Annotated in this window: 22 protein-coding genes; 15 read left to right on the forward strand and 7 right to left on the reverse strand. The window is 62.9% G+C overall.

Annotated elements, in window-relative coordinates; all coding sequences use genetic code 11:
• Nucleotides 1–6: 6 nt before the first annotated feature.
• The 4 genes from coaD to GH660_RS11690 are packed head-to-tail and all read right to left on the reverse strand — an operon-like array spanning nucleotide 7 to nucleotide 3698.
• Nucleotides 7–504, reverse strand: a complete 498-nt coding sequence (gene coaD, locus GH660_RS11675; RefSeq protein ID WP_153146833.1) for a pantetheine-phosphate adenylyltransferase — start codon at nucleotides 502–504, stop codon at nucleotides 7–9.
• Nucleotides 501–1043, reverse strand: coding sequence for a 16S rRNA (guanine(966)-N(2))-methyltransferase RsmD (rsmD, locus tag GH660_RS11680; protein WP_153146834.1), 543 nt, complete (start codon nucleotides 1041–1043; stop codon nucleotides 501–503). The genes coaD and rsmD overlap by 4 nt, the downstream gene beginning before the upstream one ends.
• Nucleotides 1040–2329 carry a pitrilysin family protein gene (locus tag GH660_RS11685; RefSeq protein WP_228276475.1) on the reverse strand — a complete coding sequence of 430 codons (1290 nt, stop codon included), beginning with the start codon at nucleotides 2327–2329 and terminating at the stop codon, nucleotides 1040–1042. Before GH660_RS11685 ends, rsmD begins: the two co-directional genes overlap by 4 nt.
• A gap of 10 nt (nucleotides 2330–2339) precedes the next feature.
• Entirely contained in the window at nucleotides 2340–3698 is a 1359-nt protein-coding gene (locus GH660_RS11690; protein WP_153146836.1) for a pitrilysin family protein, read from the reverse strand.
• Nucleotides 3699–3806: 108 nt separating this feature from the next.
• Between GH660_RS11690 and ftsY the strand changes: the two genes are divergently transcribed.
• The 5 genes from ftsY (at nucleotide 3807) to GH660_RS11715 (ending at nucleotide 8492) form a co-directional block, all read left to right on the forward strand.
• Complete coding sequence (gene ftsY / locus GH660_RS11695) at nucleotides 3807–4775, forward strand: signal recognition particle-docking protein FtsY (RefSeq protein WP_153146837.1); 969 nt, start codon at nucleotides 3807–3809, stop codon at nucleotides 4773–4775.
• A gap of 71 nt (nucleotides 4776–4846) precedes the next feature.
• Nucleotides 4847–5500, forward strand: a complete 654-nt coding sequence (gene ftsE, locus GH660_RS11700; protein ID WP_153146838.1) for a cell division ATP-binding protein FtsE — start codon at nucleotides 4847–4849, stop codon at nucleotides 5498–5500.
• Nucleotides 5497–6396, forward strand: a complete 900-nt coding sequence (gene ftsX / locus GH660_RS11705) for a permease-like cell division protein FtsX (RefSeq protein WP_153146839.1) — start codon at nucleotides 5497–5499, stop codon at nucleotides 6394–6396. The genes ftsE and ftsX overlap by 4 nt, the downstream gene beginning before the upstream one ends.
• Entirely contained in the window at nucleotides 6389–7999 is a 1611-nt protein-coding gene (locus tag GH660_RS11710) for an NAD(P)/FAD-dependent oxidoreductase (protein WP_153146840.1), read from the forward strand. The genes ftsX and GH660_RS11710 overlap by 8 nt, the downstream gene beginning before the upstream one ends.
• A gap of 97 nt (nucleotides 8000–8096) precedes the next feature.
• Complete coding sequence (locus tag GH660_RS11715) at nucleotides 8097–8492, forward strand: DUF995 domain-containing protein (RefSeq protein WP_194266302.1); 396 nt, start codon at nucleotides 8097–8099, stop codon at nucleotides 8490–8492.
• Between the two features lie 27 nt (nucleotides 8493–8519).
• On the opposite strand, the gene GH660_RS11720 is transcribed toward GH660_RS11715, so the two are convergent.
• A complete protein-coding gene (locus tag GH660_RS11720; RefSeq protein ID WP_153146842.1) occupies nucleotides 8520–9734 on the reverse strand; it encodes an exo-beta-N-acetylmuramidase NamZ domain-containing protein in 1215 nt (404 codons plus the stop codon).
• Nucleotides 9731–10285: a DOMON-like domain-containing protein gene (locus tag GH660_RS11725; RefSeq protein ID WP_153146843.1), complete on the reverse strand. Its 555-nt coding sequence runs from the start codon at nucleotides 10283–10285 to the stop codon at nucleotides 9731–9733. Before GH660_RS11725 ends, GH660_RS11720 begins: the two co-directional genes overlap by 4 nt.
• A 169-nt stretch (nucleotides 10286–10454) precedes the next feature.
• Between GH660_RS11725 and GH660_RS11730 the strand changes: the two genes are divergently transcribed.
• From GH660_RS11730 to GH660_RS11770, 9 genes are all read left to right on the forward strand, one after another.
• Nucleotides 10455–11819 (forward strand): TrpB-like pyridoxal phosphate-dependent enzyme, encoded by a 1365-nt coding sequence (locus tag GH660_RS11730; protein ID WP_153146844.1) that lies wholly within the window; start codon nucleotides 10455–10457, stop codon nucleotides 11817–11819.
• A gap of 4 nt (nucleotides 11820–11823) precedes the next feature.
• Entirely contained in the window at nucleotides 11824–12498 is a 675-nt protein-coding gene (locus GH660_RS11735) for an SPOR domain-containing protein (protein WP_194266303.1), read from the forward strand.
• Nucleotides 12495–13118, forward strand: a complete 624-nt coding sequence (coaE, locus tag GH660_RS11740) for a dephospho-CoA kinase (protein WP_153146846.1) — start codon at nucleotides 12495–12497, stop codon at nucleotides 13116–13118. The genes GH660_RS11735 and coaE overlap by 4 nt, the downstream gene beginning before the upstream one ends.
• A gap of 61 nt (nucleotides 13119–13179) precedes the next feature.
• Nucleotides 13180–13938, forward strand: coding sequence for a cell division protein ZapD (zapD, locus tag GH660_RS11745; RefSeq protein ID WP_153146847.1), 759 nt, complete (start codon nucleotides 13180–13182; stop codon nucleotides 13936–13938).
• Between the two features lie 171 nt (nucleotides 13939–14109).
• Entirely contained in the window at nucleotides 14110–15381 is a 1272-nt protein-coding gene (locus GH660_RS11750) for a site-specific integrase (RefSeq protein ID WP_153146848.1), read from the forward strand.
• A gap of 10 nt (nucleotides 15382–15391) precedes the next feature.
• Nucleotides 15392–16066: a hypothetical protein gene (locus GH660_RS11755; protein ID WP_153146849.1), complete on the forward strand. Its 675-nt coding sequence runs from the start codon at nucleotides 15392–15394 to the stop codon at nucleotides 16064–16066.
• Nucleotides 16067–16171: 105 nt separating this feature from the next.
• Nucleotides 16172–16378, forward strand: coding sequence for an AlpA family transcriptional regulator (locus GH660_RS11760; RefSeq protein ID WP_153146850.1), 207 nt, complete (start codon nucleotides 16172–16174; stop codon nucleotides 16376–16378).
• Nucleotides 16378–17784 carry a replication initiation factor domain-containing protein gene (locus GH660_RS11765; RefSeq protein WP_194266304.1) on the forward strand — a complete coding sequence of 469 codons (1407 nt, stop codon included), beginning with the start codon at nucleotides 16378–16380 and terminating at the stop codon, nucleotides 17782–17784. The genes GH660_RS11760 and GH660_RS11765 overlap by 1 nt, the downstream gene beginning before the upstream one ends.
• A gap of 61 nt (nucleotides 17785–17845) precedes the next feature.
• Nucleotides 17846–18172 carry a hypothetical protein gene (locus GH660_RS11770; RefSeq protein WP_153146852.1) on the forward strand — a complete coding sequence of 109 codons (327 nt, stop codon included), beginning with the start codon at nucleotides 17846–17848 and terminating at the stop codon, nucleotides 18170–18172.
• Here GH660_RS11770 and GH660_RS11775 read toward each other — a convergent pair.
• Complete coding sequence (locus GH660_RS11775) at nucleotides 18169–18675, reverse strand: hypothetical protein (RefSeq protein WP_153146853.1); 507 nt, start codon at nucleotides 18673–18675, stop codon at nucleotides 18169–18171. The two genes, GH660_RS11770 and GH660_RS11775, sit on opposite strands and share 4 nt — an antisense overlap.
• Nucleotides 18676–18809: 134 nt before the next feature.
• Here GH660_RS11775 and GH660_RS11780 point away from each other — a divergent pair, with 134 nt between their 5' ends.
• Nucleotides 18810–19475: an NUDIX domain-containing protein gene (locus tag GH660_RS11780; protein ID WP_153146854.1), complete on the forward strand. Its 666-nt coding sequence runs from the start codon at nucleotides 18810–18812 to the stop codon at nucleotides 19473–19475.
• Nucleotides 19476–19481: the final 6 nt, after the last annotated feature.

The following is a 19481-nucleotide window of genomic DNA, read 5'->3' on the forward strand; positions in this document are numbered from 1 at the left end:
CCTCTCTCAATTAACTGAAGTTTTCGCCCGCAGGCGCTTATTTACACAAGGTTGCACAAACTTGCTGACGTCGCCGCCGAGACGCGCGATTTCGCGGACCATCGTGGCGGAGATGAACATGTATTGCTCGCCTGGCGTCAGGAACACGGTTTCGACCTCGGGATAGAGGCTGCGGTTCATTCCGGCCATCTGGAATTCGTATTCGAAGTCGGAAACGGCGCGCAGGCCGCGCACGATGACCTTGGCGCCCTGGGCGTGGACGAAATCCATGAGCAGGGTGTTGAAGCCGACGATCTCGACGTTCTTCACGTCGCCGAGGATTTCCTGCGCCATCTCGACGCGGTCGGCCAGCGTGAAGCGCGGCTGCTTCGCCGGGCTCTCGGCGATCGCCAGGATCAGCTTGTCGAACAGGCCGGATGCCCGGCGCACGAGGTCTTCGTGGCCGCGGGTGATCGGGTCGAAGGTGCCCGGGTAGATCGCCACGCGATGATTGAGTCTGCTCAAGCTGTTTCCCGCCGCATCAACTGAAAATGAACCTCGCCAGCCTTGCCGTGGCGCACCGCGCGCCAATCGCCCAGGGCCTCGATCCGTGCTTCCGCCTCGACGTAGAGCGCCGCATCTTCGTTCGCAACGCCGGCCAGCAGTGGCGCCAGGCGGGGAATCCAGCCCTTGCCGTAGGGCGGATCGAGGAAGATGAGGTCGAATTTCGACGTATTCGAGGCCAAGTATTGTAGCGCATCCCCGCGCATGATCTCCACTTCGCGCGGGTTTTGCAGCATTTTGGCGTTTTCGCGGAGGGCGGCGAGCACTTTCGGGGCCTGTTCGACCATCACGACGCGGGCGGCACCGCGCGACGCCGCTTCGAAGCCGAGGGCGCCGCTGCCGGCGAAGAGGTCAAGGCAATGCCGGCCGTCGAGATCCTGGCCGAGCCAGTTGAACAGCGTTTCGCGCACGCGGTCCGGCGTCGGACGGAGGCCTTCGCTGTCGGGAAAGCGCAGGATGCGGCGACGATAGTGGCCGCCGATGATGCGGACCGAGTTCAATCGGCGGCGACCGTGACCGTCATCAGGTCGGCCGCCCGTACGCGCCGGGAAAAAGCCTGTTTCACATAGTCGACCGTAACCGCCTGGACCTTTTCCTGGTAGCGGTCGAGCCAGTCGAGCGGTAGGCCGTAGAAGCCGATGACGGCGACGTTGTCGAGGATCTTCTTGTTGCTGTCGAGGCGCAGCGGGAAGCTGCCGGTCAGGTTGGCCTTGGCCGCCGCCAGTTCCTCGCCGCTCGGGCCGTCCTTCAGGAAGCCGTCGAGCACGTCGCGCGTCAGCTTGATCGCGTCCTTCGCCTGCGAGCGTTTGGTCTGCAGGCCGATCTGGAACGGCCCGGTCTGCCTGAGCGGCGAGAAGTAGCTGTAGACACTGTAGGCGTAGCCGCGCTTGTCGCGCACTTCCTTCATCAGGCGCGAGACGAAGCCGCCGCCGCCCAGCGTGTAGTTGCCGACCAGCAGCGGGAAGAAATCCGGGTTGCCGCGCTCGATCGCCGGCAGGCCGATCAGCACGTGCGCCTGGCTGGCCGGGTGGGCGAGGGCGACGGTCTTGCCGGGTGCGACGACCGGCGGCGCCGGCAAGGTCGCGGCGGCACCGGCCGGCAATCCGGCGCCCAGCGACTCGGCGATTTTTTCGGCGTCGCCGCGCGAGATGTCGCCGACCAGCGTGATGCTCGCGTTGGCGGCGGTGTAGTAGCGGGCATGGTGGGCCACGAGGTCGTCGCGGGTCAGCGCCGCGACCGATTCGGGCGTCGCCTGCCGGCCATAGGGGTGTGCCGGATAGAGGGCGCCCCAGAAGGCCTTGCCGGCGATGGCGTCGGGGCGCGTCATGGCTTCCTTGAGGCCGGCGACGGTGCGCGCGCGTTCGCGGTCGACGATGGTGGCGTCGAAGCGCGGCGCCTGCAGCACGTTCTTCAGGATGTCGATCGCCGCGTTACGCTTTTCGGGCGTCGCCAGGGTGCGCACGGCGACGCTGGCGCGGTCGGTGTCGGCGCCGCCGCCAAGCGTGGCGCCAATGTCGGCGAGCTGCTCGGCGATGGCGGTTTCGTCACGCGTGCCGGCGCCGAGATCGAGGGTTGCGCGGGTCAGTGCCGCGGTGCCCGATTTGCCGGCCGGATCGAACATCGAGCCGGCGGCGAAATCGACCTGCACGTCGAGGATGGGCAGCACCCGGCTTTCGACGAAGTAGACGCGGGCGCCGCTCGGCGCCACCCAGTGTTCGATCTTGACGCCGGCCAGCGCGGCCTGGGCGGCGAGCAGGGCGATTGCTGCGGTCAACAGTTTTTTCATGGTCATTTTCTTAGTGACGGGGGGCGGCGGACGGACGGCGCTGCTTGCCGTCGAGCGGCTGCGGTTCGAGGACGCCGACGGTCAGGGTGTCGTCGGTGAAATACTTCTTCGCCACCGCCTGCACCTCGGCGGCGGTCACCTGCTGCAGCTTCTCCAGCATGCGGTCGAGCTTCTGGTAGGGAATGCCGGCCGATTCGGTCTGGCCGATCTCCATCGCCTGGCCGAACATCGAGTCGAGCTTGTAGACCTCGGCGGCGACCAGCTGGGCCCGCGCCCGCTTGAGTTCCGGCTCGCTGACGCCGTCCTTCTGGAGGCGGGCGATCTCGGCACGCAGCGCGGTTTCGAGTTCGGCCACCGTCCTGCCTTCGGACGGCGAGCCGGAGAGGTAGATCATGCCGGGGCCGCGCGCCGTGGCGTCGTAGTCGATGTTCACCGCAATCGCCACCTTGTCCTCGCGCACCAGCTTCTTGTTGAAGCGCGCGGCGTCGTGGCCGTCGAGGATGGCGGCCAGCATCTGCAGCGCGTAGGGATCGACGTCCTTGTCGACGTCGCGCAGGACCGGCGCCTTGTAGCCCATGATCAGTACCGGCAGCTCGGCCGGCGCCTTGACGTTGACCCGCCGCGTGCCGTCCTGGACCGGCTCGACCTGCGGCTTGCGCGCCGGCAGGGCGCGCCCTTCGAGTACGCCGTAATACTTTTCGGCCAGCGCGAAGACCTCGCGATGGTCGACGTCGCCGACGATCACCACGTAGGCGTTGTTCGGCACGTACCACGTGTCGTACCAGGCCTTGGCATCGGCGGCGCTCAAGTTCTCGAGATCGCTCATCCAGCCGATGATCGGCCGCCGGTAGGGGTGGGCCTGGAAGGCGACGGCGTTCATCTGCTCGAACAGGCGCGACTGCGGGTTGTCGTCGGTGCGCATGCGGCGCTCTTCCATGACCACCTTGATCTCCTGCGCGAACTCCTTGGGATCGACGTTGAGGTGGCGCATGCGGTCGGCTTCGAGGCGCATCATCTCGGGCAGCTTTTCCTTCGGCACCTGCTGGAAGTAGGCGGTGTAGTCGCGGCTGGTGAAGGCGTTGTCGCGCCCGCCGGCGGCAGCGACCAGCTTGTTGAATTCGCCCGGGCCGACGCTCGGCGTGCCCTTGAACATCATGTGCTCGAGGACGTGGGCGACGCCCGAGGCGCCATCGACCTCGTCCATGCTGCCGATGCGGTACCAGACCATCTGGGCGACGGTCGGCGCGCGACGATCTTCCTTGACGATGACGCGCAGGCCGTTTTTCAGCGTCATCTCGTAGGGATTGGCGATCGCTGCGGTCAACAGCCAGGGGGCGATCAAAATGGCGATCAGGTGTCGTAGGCGCATGGAAAATCGGGCTTTCTGCTAGAATCAGCGGCGAAATTTTTATTGATTCGGACGGCATCTTAACGGCTTGCCGTCTGCCTGTCAGCACGGCTTCAGACCTCATTCCCCATGTTCAGTTTCCTGAAAAAAACCACCAGCGACGCGCCGCCTGCCGAGCCGGCCGCCGCCGCTCCCTCCTGGCGCGAGCGCCTGTTCAAGGGGCTGGCCAAGACGCGCGCCCAGTGGGGCGGCACGCTCAAGTCGATCTTTTCGCGCGGCAAGGTCGACGACGAACTGCTCGAGGAACTGGAAACCCTGCTGCTGACCAGCGACGTCGGCATCGAGGCGACCACGCATCTGCTCGACGAACTGAAGAAGGCGGCCAAGCGCGACAAGCTGGAGACACCGGAAGCGATCCAGAAGGCGCTGGCCGACGTCCTGCTGGCCACGCTGCAGCCGCTCGAGCAGCCGCTCGACGTCAGCGGCCACAAGCCCTACGTGATCATGATCGCCGGCGTGAACGGCGCCGGCAAGACGACCTCGATCGGCAAGCTGGCCAAGTATTTCCAAGGCCAGGGCAGGAGCGTGCTGCTGGCCGCCGGCGACACCTTCCGCGCCGCCGCCCGCGAGCAGCTGGAAACCTGGGGCGAGCGCAACAACGTGACGGTCATCGCCCAGGACAAGGGCGACCCGGCCGCCGTCGTCTTCGACGCCATCTCGGCTGCCCGGGCGCGCGGCATCGACGTCGTGCTCGCCGACACCGCCGGCCGCCTGCCGACCCAACTGCACCTGATGGAAGAAATCGCCAAGGTGCGCCGCGTGATCCAGAAGGTCGAGCCGGACGGCCCCCACGAGACGCTGCTGGTGCTCGACGCCAACATCGGCCAGAATGCGCTGCAGCAGGTCAAGGCCTTCGACAAGGCGATCCAGGTTACCGGCCTGGTCGTTACCAAGCTCGATGGCACGGCCAAGGGCGGCGTCGTGCTCGGCATCGCCCGCCAGTGCCCGAAGCCGATCCGCTTCATCGGCGTCGGCGAGCAGATCGACGACCTGCGCCCGTTCTCCGCCAGGGATTTCGTCGACGCACTGTTCGAGTAGTTGCGAATTGCTGGTCATTTGTCGCCGGCAAAATCCGCCAATAACCAACGACTAACCACTACCGGCTAAAAATGATCGTCGCCAGCAACCTGAGCAAGCGCTACCCCGGCGGCTACGAGGCGCTCGGGGACGTCAGCTTCGCCATCGAGGCCGGGCAGATGGTGTTCATCACCGGCCATTCAGGCGCCGGCAAGACGACGCTGGTCAAGCTGGTCGCCTCGATCGAGCGCCCGACCGCCGGCAGCCTGGTGGTCAACGGCCAGAACCTCTCGGCCCTGCGGCGTAGCGCCATTCCCTACGTGCGGCGCCATCTCGGGCTGATCTTCCAGGACCAGAAGCTGTTGTTCGACCGCAGTGCGCTGGACAACGTCCTGCTGCCCCTGCAGATTGCCGGCATGCCGCGGCGCGAGGCGGTGCGCCGCGCCCAGGCGGCGCTCGACAAGGTCGGCCTGCTGGCGCGCGAGAAGGCGCGGCCGATCGCCCTCTCCGGCGGCGAGCAGCAGCGCCTGGCGATCGCCCGCGCCGTCGTGAACCGGCCGACCATCCTGATCGCCGACGAGCCGACCGGCAATCTCGACGCCGAATCGGCCGGCGACATCCTCGAACTCTTTGCCGACTTCAACCGCGTCGGCGTCACCGTCGTCGTCGCCACGCACGACCAGAACTGGATCGAGCGCTACCGCCCGAACGTGCTGCGGCTCGACCACGGGAGGCTGGTCGCATGAGCGCCTGGTTCGCCCAGCACCGCGCGGCGCTGGCCGCGGCCCTGCGTCGCCTGTGGTCGACGCCGCTCAACACCCTGCTGTCGCTGCTCGTCATCGGCATCGCGCTGACCCTGCCCGGCTTCGGCTACGTGGCGCTCGACAACCTGCGCGATCTCGGCAACAGCGCCACCGGCGTGCAGCAGATCAGCCTGTTCATGAACCTGGACGCCAGCCGGAAGGACGTCGGCGAAATCGAGAACCGGCTGCGCCAGGCGGCGACCGGCAAGTGGCATTTCGTGCCGAAGGAGGAGGCGCTGAAGCGCATGCAGGCGAGCGAGGGCATGGCCGAGATCGTCGCCAGCCTGCCGCGCAACCCGCTGCCCGACGCCTTCGTCATCGAGCCGACCAACGGCGAGCCGGAGGCGCTGGAGATCCTGCGCAAGGAGATCGCCGGCTGGCCCAAGGTTGCCCACGTCCAGCTCGATTCGGCCTGGGTCAAGCGCTTCGACGCCTTCCTGCGGCTGGCCCGGCTGGCGCTTTGGATGCTGGCCGCCATCTTCGCCGCCGGGCTGGTCGCCGTCACTTTCAACACCATCCGCCTGCAGGTCATGGCGCAGGCCGCCGAAATCGAGGTGGCGCGCATGATCGGCGCCACCGACGCGTTCATCCGGCGGCCCTTCTACTACTACGGCGCGCTGCAGGGTGCGCTCGGTGGCCTGCTGGCGGCCGGGCTGGTGTTCGCCGCGCTCCACCTGCTGGGCGAACCGGTCGGCAACCTGGCGGCGCTCTACGGCAGCAGCTTCGCGCTGCGTGAACCGGGCCCCGTCGAGGTCGCGGCGCTGGCCGCCCTTGGCGCCTTCCTGGGCTGGATCGGCGCGCAGCTCTCCGTCAGCCTGTCGCTGCGGAAATTTGACTAGCCGCCGGGATTTCCTGTGCACGGTGGGGGCCGCCACCCTGGCCGGTTGCGCGCCGCAGGGAAACCCGCCGCTGCCGCCCGGCGAACTGCTCGGCATGAACCACGCGCTCGGCCACCGCCTGCGCGAAGGCGATTTCCCGGCTACGTCCGAGACCCGAAGGACCGGGGTGCTGATTGTCGGCGGCGGCATTTCCGGCCTCTCGGCGGCCTGGCGGCTGGCGCGCGGCGGAGTCGACGATTTCCTGCTGCTCGAAATGGAAAGCGAAGCGGGCGGCAACTCGCGCGCCGGCGAGAGCCCGCTCGTCGCCTACCCGTGGGGCGCGCACTACCTGCCGCTGCCCGGGAGGGAAGCGACGCTGGTCCGCGAGCTGCTGGCTGAGCTCAACGTCCTGCAGGGCGACCCGCAGGCGGCGCGGCCGACCTACGACGAGCGCTTCCTGTGCGCGACACCGCAGGAGCGGATCTGGCGCCACGGATTGTGGGAAGAAGGTCTGCTCCCGCATCGCGGCGTCGCTGCCGGCGAGCGCGCGCAGCAGCGGCGCTTTCAGGCGCGCATGGAGGAACTCAAGGTGGCGCGCGGCCGCGACGGCCGGCGTGCCTTCGCCATGCCGATGGAACTGTCGAGCCGCGACCCGGAATGGCTGGCGCTCGACCGCATTTCCTTCCGCCAGTGGCTGAGCGCCAACGGCTTCGACGCGCCCAGCCTGCACTGGCTGGCCAACTATGCGACGCGCGACGATTACGGTACAGCCCACGACCATACCTCGGCCTGGGCCGGCCTGCATTACTTCGCGTGCCGCGACGGCGAAGCGGCCAACGCTGCGCCCGACACCGTGCTGACGGCGCCCGAGGGCAACGCCTGGCTGGCGCGCGGGCTGGCCCGCCACGCCGCGGGGCGCATCGTGACCGAGGCGTTGGTCTGGCGCATTGAGGAAGGCAAGGCGGTGGTTGCGGTCGACGTGCTGCAGGGGGCAAAAACCGTGCGCTACGAGGCGCGGCAGCTGGTCTGGGCAGCGCCGGCCTTCGTTCTGCCGCGCGTCTGGGGCGCCATCCCGGGCGAACTCAAGGCGGCTGCGCTGGCCGGCGATTACGCGCCGTGGCTGACCGCCAACCTGCATCTCGCCGATTTTCCGGAAGAGCGCCACGGCGCGCCGCCGGCCTGGGACAACGTGTTCCACGACAGCCCCGGCCTGGGTTACGTCACGGCGACCCATCAGTTGATCCGCCGCCGGCTACGCGGCACAGTGTTCACCTATTACCGTGCCCTGCACGAGGTCGCGCCGGCGGAAGGGCGTCGCCTGCTGCTGGAAACGCCGCGCGCCGCCTGGGCCGAGGGCATTCTCGGGGAACTGGAACGGGTCCATCCCGACATCCGCCGCCTGACCACGCGCCTCGACATTTTCCGCAACGGCCACGCCATGCGCCGCCCGCTGCCGGGCAGCCTGTGGGGCGGCGCGCGGGAAAAGCTGGTCAACTTCCGCCATCCGCGCATCGCGCTGGCGCACGCCGATCTCTCAGGGTTCTCGCTGTTCGAGGAGGCCCAGTATCGCGGGGTGATGGCGGCCGATCAGGTACTCGCTTCGCCACAATTCCGGCGGCTTTAAAATGCCCGCAATTTATCTACAATGAATGCGTGTGCCGAGTCGTGCGGCAATGATCTGCCAAAGCGTTTGGCATTTGTCGACAATGAGGAGAGGGAAAATGCGTAGATACCTTGCTGCAGCCGTTTCGATTCTGGCCCTGGCTGGCGTGCAGGCGCAGGAAAGTGGAACGAAGGTTTCCGGTGACGAGTTGCGCACCCTCGTGACTGGCGCCAACGTGACACATCTAAACAGATATGGCAGCCTTCGGCGGTGGACGAATGACCCGGATGGCACCTTTGTGGCCTCGACCAGCAACCAGAAGCATGGGAGCGCGTTGAGCGCCTCAAAGACGGCGTCGGGCAAGTGGTCGATCAATAGTGATGGCAAATATTGCATCCAGATTGACTGGAAAGCCGAGGACGAAAAATGGTGCGCCTTCATTATCAAGGGTGCGGACGGCGGCTATTACCTGAATTCCGTCGATCCGGCGCGCAAGATCGAATTCGCCAGGTAAGGCGGCGGTTCGCCGGGGCCCGCGCCGTCAATAGAGCAGGAACTCCCGGCGTGCCGCCGACCAGGCGGCCTCGTCGGCTTGCGCCAGGATGTCCAGCTCGGCGGGTGTCGCCGCCGCGTCGTCCACCCATTCCCGCAGCAACGGCGAACCGTTGATGAGGTCGATGGCCAGCCGCTCGTGTTCGTATTCGTAGGCGAAGTCGCGCCACAGCGGGTAGTCCGGCCAGAGCCGGCGGATGGCCTTGAAGGCCAGCGCCTGCAGGCGCCAGGGGCGGAAGGCGGCGTGGTCGTAGCGGGCGTCCTCGACGTGGATCTGCAGGCCGTTGCACAGCTGGCCGGCGTGTTTGTGGAAGGTCGGCTCGAACCAGATTTCGCGCAGCTGGCAACCGGCCAGCCAGTGGGGGGCGAGGCTGCGCATTTCGGCCAGCACGGCGCGGGCGTCGAGGTCGGGAGCGCCGAAGATTTCCAGCGGACGCGTCGTGCCGCGCCCTTCCGAAAGCGTCGTGCCTTCGAGCATGACGGTGCCGGCGTAGGCGCGCGCCATCCACAGGTTGGGGGCGTTCGGGCTGGGATTGACCCAGGTGCGTTCGCCCAGCGGCCAGCCGTAGCCGGGCGCCGCGTCGGGCTGCCAGCCGTGCATGGCGACGACGCGGTAGTCGACGTTCAGGCCGAGCGCGGCGATGAACCAGCGACCGAGTTCGCCCAGGGTCAGGCCGTGGCGCATCGGCATGGCGCCGGCGCCGACGAAGCTTTCCCAGCCGGCGCGCAGGGTCAGCCCTTCGACCGGGCGGCCGGCCGGGTTCGGGCGGTCGAGCACCCAGACGCTCTTGCCGTGCCGCGCCGCCGCTTCCAGCACGTAGCGCAGCGTGGTGATGAAGGTGTAGATGCGGCAGCCGAGGTCCTGCAGATCGACGAGCAGCACGTCGAAGCTGTCCATCATCGCGTCGGTCGGCCGGCGCACCTCGCCGTACAGGCTGAAGACCGGGATGCCCAGTTGCGGGTCGACGAAGTCCGGCGATTCGACCATGTTGTCCTGCTTGTCGCCGCGCAGGCCGTGCTGCGGGCCGAAGGCGGCGGTCAGTTTCAGGTCGGGCAGGGCGGTGAGCGCATCGAGGCTGTGCGTGAGGTCGGCAGTCACCGAGGCCGGGTGGGCGAGCAGGGCGACGCGGCGGCCGGCGAGCGGCTGGCGCAGGGCGGGATCGGCGAGCAGGCGGTCGATGCCGAACTGGAGGGTGGCGGTCATGGCTTGGCGATGTTCAGGGGCAGCGTGAAACTCTGCGGGTGGTGAAAGTCGGGCTGCGCGGCGGCATGGGCGAGCGCCCAGTAGCTCGTGGCGCCGTCGGCGGCTTCGATGACGGCGTTCAGGCCGACCTGCCAGGCGCCGGACGGCGGCAGCAGGGCGCCGGGAATCCGCGCGTGCAAGTGGAAACCGTCGGCGGTGTGCCGGAAGTCCAGTTGCGGGGCAACCGGCGGCACGAAACCGGCATCGCGTTCACGGTAGGCGGTGAAGCGGTAGGCGGCCCATTCCCCGGACGGCGAAAAATTGAATTCGCGGTATTCCGGACCGTCGACCGCGGCGACGAAGGCTTCGCAGCAGGTGTGCCGCCACAGGCCGTCGGATGCGCCGGAAACCCGCGGGGCGGGGATGCGCATGCCGTCCGCGGCGCCGCGGACGTCGTAGCACAGCGCGAGGTCGCCGCCTTCCGTCAGCTGCACGCTGACCGCGATGGCGCTGACAGCCACGCAGGGCAGGGCGGGGTGGCAGCGCAGGATAAGTTCTCGGGTGGCGGGCAAGACGTCGTCGATCGGCAGGCGGAAGGCGCAGGCCGTACTTTAACCGCTCGCGCGGTGGATTGCTGCGGTCGACCGTCCAAAAGCGGCGAAAACCGGGGCGCGCCCTTGGTCGGCCGGGGCTTTTGGAGTAATTTACCGCCTTTGCGGAACCGCTTGCAGGGAGAGAAAAATGACGCCGCTACGCATCAATCTGGAACAGGAAGAAATCCCCAGCCACTGGTACAATATCGTTGCCGACCTGGCCAACCCGCCGGCACCGCCGCTCGGTCCGGACGGCAAGCCGGTGCCGCCGGAGGCGATGGGGGCGATTTTCCCGGGGCCGATCCTCGAACAGGAAATGTCGGCCGAGCGCTGGATCGCCATCCCCGAGGAAGTGCGCCAGATCTACGCGCAATGGCGCCCGGCCCCGCTGTGCCGGGCCTTGCGCCTGGAGCAGGCGCTGGGCACGCCGGCGAAGATCTTCTTCAAGTACGAGGGCGTTTCGCCGGCCGGTTCGCACAAGCCGAACTCGGCCGTGCCGCAGGCCTATTTCAACAAGCTGGCGGGAACGAAAAGGCTGACCACCGAGACTGGCGCCGGCCAGTGGGGCTCGTCGATCGCCTACGCCGGCCAGATGTTCGGCCTGCCGGTGCGCGTCTTCATGGTCAAGGTCAGCTACCAGCAGAAACCCTTCCGCCGCTCGATGATGCAGACCTGGGGCGCCGAGGTGTTCGCCAGCCCGACCGACCTGACCAACGCCGGGCGCGCCGCGCTGGCCGCCGATCCCGACAACCAGGGTTCGCTCGGCCTGGCCATCTCGGAAGCCGTCGAGGAGGCCGCCGCCGATCCGACGACCTGCTACACGCTCGGCTCGGTGCTCAACCACGTCGTCCTGCACCAGTCGGTGATCGGGCTGGAGGCGAAGAAGCAGTTCGCCAAGATCGGCCTCTACCCCGACGTGATCTTCGGCCCCTGCGGCGGCGGTTCCAGCTTCGGCGGCGTCGCCTTTCCCTTCCTTGCCGACAAGGCGGCCGGCGACAAGCGCGCCGCCAACCTGCGCTGCGTCGCCGTCGAGCCGACCTCCTGCCCGACGCTGACCAAGGGCCACTATGCCTACGACTACGGCGACGTTTCCGGCTACACGCCGATCATGCGCATGTACACCCTCGGCCACGACTTCATGCCGCCTGGTATCCACGCCGGCGGCCTGCGCTACCACGGCGATTCGCCGCTCGTTTCGCAACTGCTGCACGAGGGGCACATCGAGGCGCTGGCCGTGCCGCAGGTGGCGACCTTCGAGGCCGGCGTCCAGTTCGCGCGCGCCGAGGGCATCATTCCGGCGCCGGAATCCTGCCACGCGATTCGCGCCGCCATCGACGAGGCGCTGAAATGCAAGGCGACCGGCGAGGCGAAAACCATCCTGTTCTGCCTGACCGGCCACGGCCACTTCGACATGGCCTCCTACGACAAGTATTTCTCCGGCCAGTTGGAGGATTACGACTACCCGGCGGCGGCCATCGCCGAGTCGCTGAAGCATTTGCCGAAGGTGGGTTGAGCGCTTGAAAGCCCTGGTTTTTTTCCTCGTCCTGGTCAATCTGCTGTTCTATGCCTTTGCGTCGGGCTCCTTCGGTCGCCCGGGCAACCCCGATGCCGGGCGCGTCGAGCAGCAGCTGGCGCCCGAGCGCGTGCGCATCGTTGGGCGCGGCAACCAGCCGCTGCCCAAGGAGGCCAACGGCGCGCCGGAGGCCGTTCCCCAGCGCAGCGCCGAGCCCGAGGAGCTGTGCCTGTTGTGGGAGCGCCTGCCGGCGGCCGAGGCCGACCAGCTGGCGTCGACGCTGGCCGAGAAGTTCGCCGGCGTGCGCGTCGAGCGCCGGGTCGTGGCATCCGAGGGTTCCGGCTGGTGGGTCTTCGTGCCGCCCCAGGCGAGCAAGGCCGATGCCGACAAGAAGGCGAGTGAATTGAAGGAACTGGAGGTCAAGGACTTCTTCATCATCCAGGATGCCGGACCCAACCGCTTCGCCATTTCGCTCGGCGTCTTTTCCGGGGAAAAGGGCGCCCAGGGGCGCCTGGCCGAACTGAAGGCAAAGGGTGTCAAATCGGCGAAGATCGCGCCGCGTCCGGGCCGGGAACCCCATTTCTCGGTCGAGGCGCGCGGGCCGCTGGCGCAGCGCACCGACGTGCAGGCCGCCGCCACCGGCATCGTGCCGAAGGCGACCGCCCAGGTCTGCAAGTGAGCGGTTTCGTCGTCGGCCTCACCGGCGGCATCGGCAGTGGCAAGAGCGCCGCCGCCGACGCCTTCGCCGCGTTGGGCGTCGGCGTCGTCGATACTGATGCCATCGCCCACGAACTGACCGCCGCCGGCGGGGCGGCGATGCCGGCCCTGGTGGCCGAATTCGGCGCCACGGTGGCGACCGCCAGCGGCGCTCTCGACCGCGCGCGCATGCGGCGCCTGGCGTTCGCCGACCCGGCTGCCCGCGGGCGCCTGGAGGCCATCCTGCACCCGCTGATCCGCACCCTGTCGGCCGAACGCTGCCGGCTCGCCGAATCGGCCTACGTCATTCTCGCCGTGCCGCTGCTGGTCGAATCGGGAAGCTATCGCGAGCGCTGCGACCGGATCGTTGTGGTCGACTGCCCGGAAAGCCTGCAAATCAGCCGGGTCATGGCGCGCAACGGGCTGGGCGAAGCCGAGGTGCGCGCCATCATGGCGACTCAGGCGACACGTGGAGAACGGCTCGCGGTCGCCGACGACGTGATCGCCAACGACGGCGATCTGGCCAATCTCGAGCGCCAGGTCGGCGAACTGCACCGCAACTACCTGCGGCTGGCGTCGCGGAAAGCTAAAGCAAACTGTTGAGATTTGCCTGCAAATGGCTCAGAATTAGCGAAATTTTCCGTTCTTAAAAGCCAAAAAACGCGTGATCACCTACGAATATCCCTTCAATGAGCGCATCCGCACCTTGTTGCGTCTCGAAGATTTATTCGAAAAAACGGCTTATTTCGCGGAAAGCGACGGGCAGCTGGAACACCATACCGCGCTCGTCACCCTGTTCGAAATCCTGGAAACGGCCGGCCGCGCCGACCTCAAGATGGATCTCATCCAGGAACTCGAACGCCAGCGCCAGACCCTGCTGGCCTACCGCAACAACCCCGAGATTTCCGAAGAGGCCCTCTCCGGCGCCTTGTACGAGATCGAGCATTCGTCGGCTGCGCTGCTCGGCATGGCCGGCAAGATCGGCCAGTACCTGCGCGACAACGACTGGCTGATGGGCATCAAGAGCCGCGCCGCGATTCCCGGCGGCGTCTGCGAATTCGACTTGCCGTCCTACCATTGGTGGCTGCACCGCTCTCCGGAAGTCCGGCGTGAGGCGATCGCCGGGTGGACCCGGCCGCTGCTGCCGCTGCGCGATGCCGCGGCGATCGTGCTGCGCCTGCTGCGCTCGAGCGGCCGGCCCAAGCACCACACCGCGCTCAAAGGGCAGTTCCAGCTCAATCTCGGCGGCACCGCGGCGCAGATGGTGCGCGTCGAGGTCAGGACCGAGGAGCCGGCGATCCCCGAGGTCAGCGCCAACAAGTATTTCCTCAACATCCGCTTCACCAACCCGTCAGCCGGCGAACTCAAGGCCCGGGTCTGCGAGCACGATGTGCCCTTCGACCTGACCTTCTGTAATCTATAACGACTTCCATCGTCATTTCATCCAGCCTCAATATTGCCTTCAAGACCCCGCTGTTGCGGGGTTTTTTGTTTCTGGTTGTCTCATGAGCTATCATGGAATTAATGTGGCTGTATGTAGCCCGAGGTGTGGCTGGCGTAACTGCTGTGTAGCCAGAGTGATTGGGGGGGTGCGATGGGAAAACTTACTGATGTCCAACTCAAGCAGTGGGTAAAGGCAGGCGAACACGTTGCTAAATCTGATGGGAATGGGCTGACATTCACTTTGTCAGCTAGTGGTGTGGCCGCTTGGGTGTTGCGCTACCGTTTTGGGGGAAAGGCCAAGGAGAAAACCATTGGGCGTTATCCCGATATTTCTCTCGCTGATGCCCGGAAGATTGCGGCGGAGGATCGGGCAAAAATCCAGACAGGCACCGACGTTGCCATGGAAAAGAAGAAGGCCAAGTTGATAACCGCAGGGGCTTGGACAGTGAAGCAATTGGCTGAGGATTACTTGGAGAAATCCTCGGGGCGGATTGCCGAAACGACGATCAAGGGGCGGCGGCAGCAACTCCGGGATTACGTCTTTCCCTTGATCGGAAATATGCCGGCCAGAGAGGTTGAGCCCCTCGCTCTGGTTGATATTGTGGAACGAGTGACTGTGAAGTCCCGTCATGTCGCACGGCTGGTGTTGATTGCGTTACGAGAAGTATTTGCCCATGGGATTGCTCGCCATGTGATTGCAAGCGACCCCTCTGCTCATATCAAGTCAAACTCGGTAATAGGCCCTCGCCCGACAAGCAGAAGCCGCATCATGCTGAATGAACAGGAACTCCGGGCAATCTTCCCCCTTTTGCCGGAGATGGGGGTACAGAACGCCTTGATGTTCAAGATACTTGTTTCTACTGGCGTGCGGATTGGCGAGCTAATCAATGCGAAGTGGGTCAATGTTGATTTTGAGAAACAGCTTTGGACAATCCCGGCGGAAGACATCAAAGGGCGCAAGGTGAAGGCAAGCAAGGGAGAAGACGTGAAGGATTTCGTCATTCCTTTGACCCCGCAAGTTATTGCTTCCTTTCTTGAACTTGAGTCGTTGGCGTTTGGATCGGCATATGTTTTGCCGATTCGGGCGCGCAAAAAGGCTGAAGGTGATGTCCCTATGGAGCCATCAACCTTTAACGCCGCGATCAATACCTTCTGTAAAAAGATCATGCAGGAAAAGTGTCGTCGATTTACGCCTCATGATCTCCGTTCAACAGCCAGAAGTCATTTGGGGGCGCTTGGTGTTGATTTTCTGGTTGCTGAGCGATGCATCAATCACTCGCTCGGGGGGCTCGTGGCTGTGTATGACCAACATGACTACATAGATGCACGAAGGAAAGCACATACCAGCCTCTCGAACTACTTTGAGGCATGCGAGGCCGGCAGACCAAGTCATGTGAGTTCTGTTCAGCTTGCTGCTGCGTGAAGGGGGCGAAATGAGTTACGACACAAAACTTTCGGCCAGTAAATATTACCGCCTGACTGACCTTGCCTCACTATGGAAGCTGGATGTCTGCGAACTGCTGAGGCTTGTCCTTGAACGGGGAATTGGTGTTGCCATTCTTGAGTTTCGTGGAGCCGATCATTATGTTGCCGATCCTACTGATGACGATGAATTTCCAAGTTGGGCTGTGTTCGTTGCCCCTGATGTTCTGAAAAGAATTGCGAGTGTAGGTGATGCGTATATTGGGGGAGGTATTCGCTTCGATGAATCAGAGGCAACGCCTGTGTTTTTCCCGGAGCGTCAGCTTACTGCGGAGCACTTGATCGTTTTGCCAAAAGCCTTCGCAGAGTTGGCAAATTTGGTTGGCGAGGACACAAGTGAGATGGGGGCGGATGAGCAGGAAATGTCAATTGCACGCAGGAGCACACTGCTCAAGCAAATTGCAGCGTTAGCTATTCTTCTGTCTAAGGAACAAACGAAGTTCGCGTGGGGGGAGAGGCCCAACAGTTCTGCGATAGCACTTGCCATATCTCAAGCCATTGCGGCATTGCCAGCCGAACAAATGGGCAATCAGAAGCTTAATTTTTACTCCGAGAGCAAGATCAATGACAGCATTCGTGAGGGGCTTGAATTGCTAGGATTCAAGAAGGTGAGCGACGAGAAGTAGGGGGGCAGGATGTCCATGGCAACAATCTTTTGTCCATGGACGCCTAGCGACACCGATAGCAGCAAACTTCGAGGCATCAGTTAATCGACCGCGAAGGAGCAGTACATGTCAAAGCAAGCAGCGACGCTCGGGGTGTTGCCTAGCACCGGCTATGTCCGCCAATCCCAACTGGTTCCGCACATCATTCCTTTCTCCCCAGCTACGCTTTGGCGGAAGGTGAAATCAGGCGATTTTCCTCGCCCCATCAAACTTTCTGAGCGTGTTACGGCGTGGGCTGTGGAAGATGTACGTGAATGGATGGGGAGCCGTTAATGGCTGCTTCAAATGCCATCCGTGTTTGCACTCTTGATTGGGAGTCGGGTGATGTAATTCGCACCCCCTCAACCATAGGGAAGGTAGAGGGGAAGGTACAGCCGAACCAGCGTGCTGTAATCGTCTGCGACTGGTTTCAGGCCACGATGCCCAGTTCCCTTCATGAACCTGTTCTGGCGCAACTGATTTCGGTATTTGGGATGCCAGAAACGAGGGATGACATCCCGAAGGAAATGCGTTGTTACCGGAAGTGTTTGCAGTTCGCTGATGGAGCAAGGTTTTATCATCTCAACCGCTACAACGAAACATGTTGTTTGGTCATTTCGGGGAAAACGAAACCCTCCGAGCATTTTCCCTTGCTGAAGAAGCTATTTGATCTTGGAGTAAAAACTACTCGGGTGGATTTGGCTTTTGATGATCGACGAGGTGTTCTCTCTCTAGATGCCGTGTGTGATGCGGTGGATTCGGGGTGTGTTGTTTCGCGCTGGAAAGAATCTGACTCGAAGAAGAAAATCTCGCTTTCTTCTGGCGTTCAGCGGGGGCGGAGTATCCAGTTTGGAAGTAAGTTCAGTGCTTCTTATCTCGTCGCCTACGACAAAGGATTGGAGACGGGGGCTGCCGAAGAGGGAGAGTGGGTCCGCTGGGAAATCAGGCTTGCCGATTCAGAAGCAAGAAAATTTGCGGAAGCTTTTTTTGCAGATGCTCCAATGGAGACTGACACTGACGTTCGGTATCACGCTGTGAAAGCTAAGACAGACCCAGTCCTACTTTGTTATGACGCATCCGATATGGATGTGCTGGATAGCTACATGCCGCCCGAATACGTGGAACAGTTTAAGCGTCTCGCGTTAGATGCCCTGAAGTCCCGATTGTCGTTTCGGGAGCGCACCACTGTGTCAAACGTTAGCCGTGCAAAGCTGCTCCCATGGTGGGAGTCTTTCCTCGAATATTTTGATCCGCTCTCGAAAGAGCTATCCAATCAGGACGAGGCAGGCTATGAGGGTGGTCAAAGCCTGACCGATAAGAAAATGCGCCGGGAGATTGCGGTTCGTAAGCAGGCAGAAGAAATGCTCACGGAGATTTATGAAGAGAAATTCCGCCACCATGCCGATAATTACCTAGAAGAGCTAATACGCAACCTCCCAGAATACGGAGACCCCGCCCCCGCGAGGGGCGCTAAAGGTATAGACGAAGCTACCTCAGCTCTCGTAGGACTATTGCCTATCCAAAATTACAACGTGATCCCCTTCCCTTTGACCCATGGGAGGGGAACCGGCGATTTCGATAAGAGCTTGCAGCACCAGTTAGCCGATGTGATTGAACTGGCGGTTAGGGGGGGGCGAGTGCCGGCAGCGGATAGGGAGCAGCGGTTTTCCAGTGCAGTTACCTGCAATCCGATGTTGTGAAAAAGAGTTGGTCGGTATTAAGAAAATTCAATAATTATCAAGTCCATTAGTGGAGACAAGTGTGATTTCCCCTGACGCCTCACTTACCCCGTCGCAACTCAAGGCCGCTGAACTGCTTACCGTTGGGAAGATTGCCAAAGATGTTGCCAAGATCGTTGGTGTTACCCCTGAAACGATCTCGATTTGGAAACGTAAGCCGGCTTTTCGTGCCCTCTGCCAAGAGATGCGACTCCTTGCCTTGAACAATACAATCGCCGAAATCAATAGCCTGAATTCTTTGGCGGAGAACACGCTCAGGGATTTGATGGGGCCAGCCAATCCCCCAGCTATCAGGCTACGCGCTGCGCTGGGGGTATTCAGTAGTCCTAATTGCGATCTCTCGTTTTAGCTGCCCGCCTTGTTGGTCCCATTTGCTCTGATGACTGCATTCACAAAGTCGTGCCAGCCTGTTTCTTCATCCAAGAAGAAGGCTGCATCAGAGCCAAAGACCGCCTTGGTGGCATCGTAATAGGGCTTGTGGGTTTCTTTTTTGGTAATGTAAAGATAGGTCCAGCCAAGCCCTGCTGCGATGTTGCAGTACTTTTGATACCTCTCAGCATCATCGCCAAAAATTCCGCCCGCCTTGATCTCGACGGCGGTATTTAATCCAACGAACAGATCAACCTTGGCACGGCCCTTCAGTGTTTTTTGCTGAGTGATTGGCAGGGTGATGTCTTGCAGTAGCAACTCATCTTCAAGGCATGAGTGAATGGTTTGCTCATATACCCAACCATTCAGTCCTTGGAATGATGGTTTTCGTCCTCTAGCGATTGGGATGGACTCAAGTCCCGTCATTGCAAGACAAAGGTTTTCATTAAAAATCCGCTCAATATCGCTGCCGTTGTATTTCATGGTTACTCCCATTGATTTGTCTCAGGTGGCATCATGCATGCCCATGTAATTGCAGTGTGATTTTGTCATGTTATTGGCGGCGTGCAACTAAGTGTGGCAGTATCCGTTGCAGTTAATTGCAACGGGAGTGGAGGATGTTGACCGATGGGGTGATCTATCCGCTGGTATTCGCTGACGTAGCCCTGTTCTCGATCCAAGAGCGGGACTTGTGTGTTCTTCTTGCTCGAAGAGCTAACGACCCGGAGGCGAACAAGTGGGCACTACCCGGAGGTATCCTAAAGCCGATGATTGATGCTTCATTGGATCAGACCGCAGTTCGCATCATTCGTGACAAGGTTGGTGTTTCAGCGGGATGCGTCGAGCAGGTTCGGTTGTTTAGCGGGGCAACGAGAGACCCAAGAGGCTACTCCCTGAGCCAACTCTATTGCGCCCTGCTCTCGAAGGATCAGGTGTGTGCGGTGGCAGGGCTGAAAACCAGTGAGGTTGGCTGGGTTCCGGTAAAGCTTGCTACAGATAAGGAACTGGCGTTTGACCATGGAGTGATGCTCACAGAAGCGTTGCAATTCCTGCGGGCGAAGATCAAGCATCGTGCGCTGCCGCTTCATCTGCTCAATGCGACTTTTTCGCTCCTTGATCTACAAGATGCGTGCAGCCTCATTCTTGGCTCTCCAGTGGATAAGAGCAGTTTCCGTCGTCGAATGAAAGCCGAAACCTGTATTCGCCCTGTGCAGGGTCAATTCCGGGAGGGGGCTTATAGACCGGCCCAGTTGTATCAGGCAACTCCGGATTTTCAGTTTTGACCAAGG

Origin of the sequence: Dechloromonas sp. H13 (genome assembly GCF_009469615.1) — a bacterium.
Lineage (GTDB): Bacteria > Pseudomonadota > Gammaproteobacteria > Burkholderiales > Rhodocyclaceae > Azonexus.

What these genes read in the sequence shown, in the direction of transcription:
- GH660_RS11720 (WP_153146842.1), bottom strand. Translation starts at nt 9,734, where the DNA reads ATGACCGCCACCCTCCAGTTCGGCATCGACCGCCTGCTCGCCGATCCC.
- GH660_RS11685 (WP_228276475.1), bottom strand. Translation starts at nt 2,329, where the DNA reads ATGAAAAAACTGTTGACCGCAGCAATCGCCCTGCTCGCCGCCCAGGCC.
- GH660_RS11760 (WP_153146850.1), top strand. Translation starts at nt 16,172, where the DNA reads ATGTCAAAGCAAGCAGCGACGCTCGGGGTGTTGCCTAGCACCGGCTAT.
- GH660_RS11730 (WP_153146844.1), top strand. Translation starts at nt 10,455, where the DNA reads ATGACGCCGCTACGCATCAATCTGGAACAGGAAGAAATCCCCAGCCAC.
- GH660_RS11755 (WP_153146849.1), top strand. Translation starts at nt 15,392, where the DNA reads ATGAGTTACGACACAAAACTTTCGGCCAGTAAATATTACCGCCTGACT.
- GH660_RS11715 (WP_194266302.1), top strand. Translation starts at nt 8,097, where the DNA reads ATGCGTAGATACCTTGCTGCAGCCGTTTCGATTCTGGCCCTGGCTGGC.
- ftsX (WP_153146839.1), top strand. Translation starts at nt 5,497, where the DNA reads ATGAGCGCCTGGTTCGCCCAGCACCGCGCGGCGCTGGCCGCGGCCCTG.
- ftsY (WP_153146837.1), top strand. Translation starts at nt 3,807, where the DNA reads ATGTTCAGTTTCCTGAAAAAAACCACCAGCGACGCGCCGCCTGCCGAG.
- GH660_RS11780 (WP_153146854.1), top strand. Translation starts at nt 18,810, where the DNA reads ATGTTGACCGATGGGGTGATCTATCCGCTGGTATTCGCTGACGTAGCC.
- GH660_RS11690 (WP_153146836.1), bottom strand. Translation starts at nt 3,698, where the DNA reads ATGCGCCTACGACACCTGATCGCCATTTTGATCGCCCCCTGGCTGTTG.
- GH660_RS11775 (WP_153146853.1), bottom strand. Translation starts at nt 18,675, where the DNA reads ATGAAATACAACGGCAGCGATATTGAGCGGATTTTTAATGAAAACCTT.
- ftsE (WP_153146838.1), top strand. Translation starts at nt 4,847, where the DNA reads ATGATCGTCGCCAGCAACCTGAGCAAGCGCTACCCCGGCGGCTACGAG.
- GH660_RS11765 (WP_194266304.1), top strand. Translation starts at nt 16,378, where the DNA reads ATGGCTGCTTCAAATGCCATCCGTGTTTGCACTCTTGATTGGGAGTCG.
- GH660_RS11750 (WP_153146848.1), top strand. Translation starts at nt 14,110, where the DNA reads ATGGGAAAACTTACTGATGTCCAACTCAAGCAGTGGGTAAAGGCAGGC.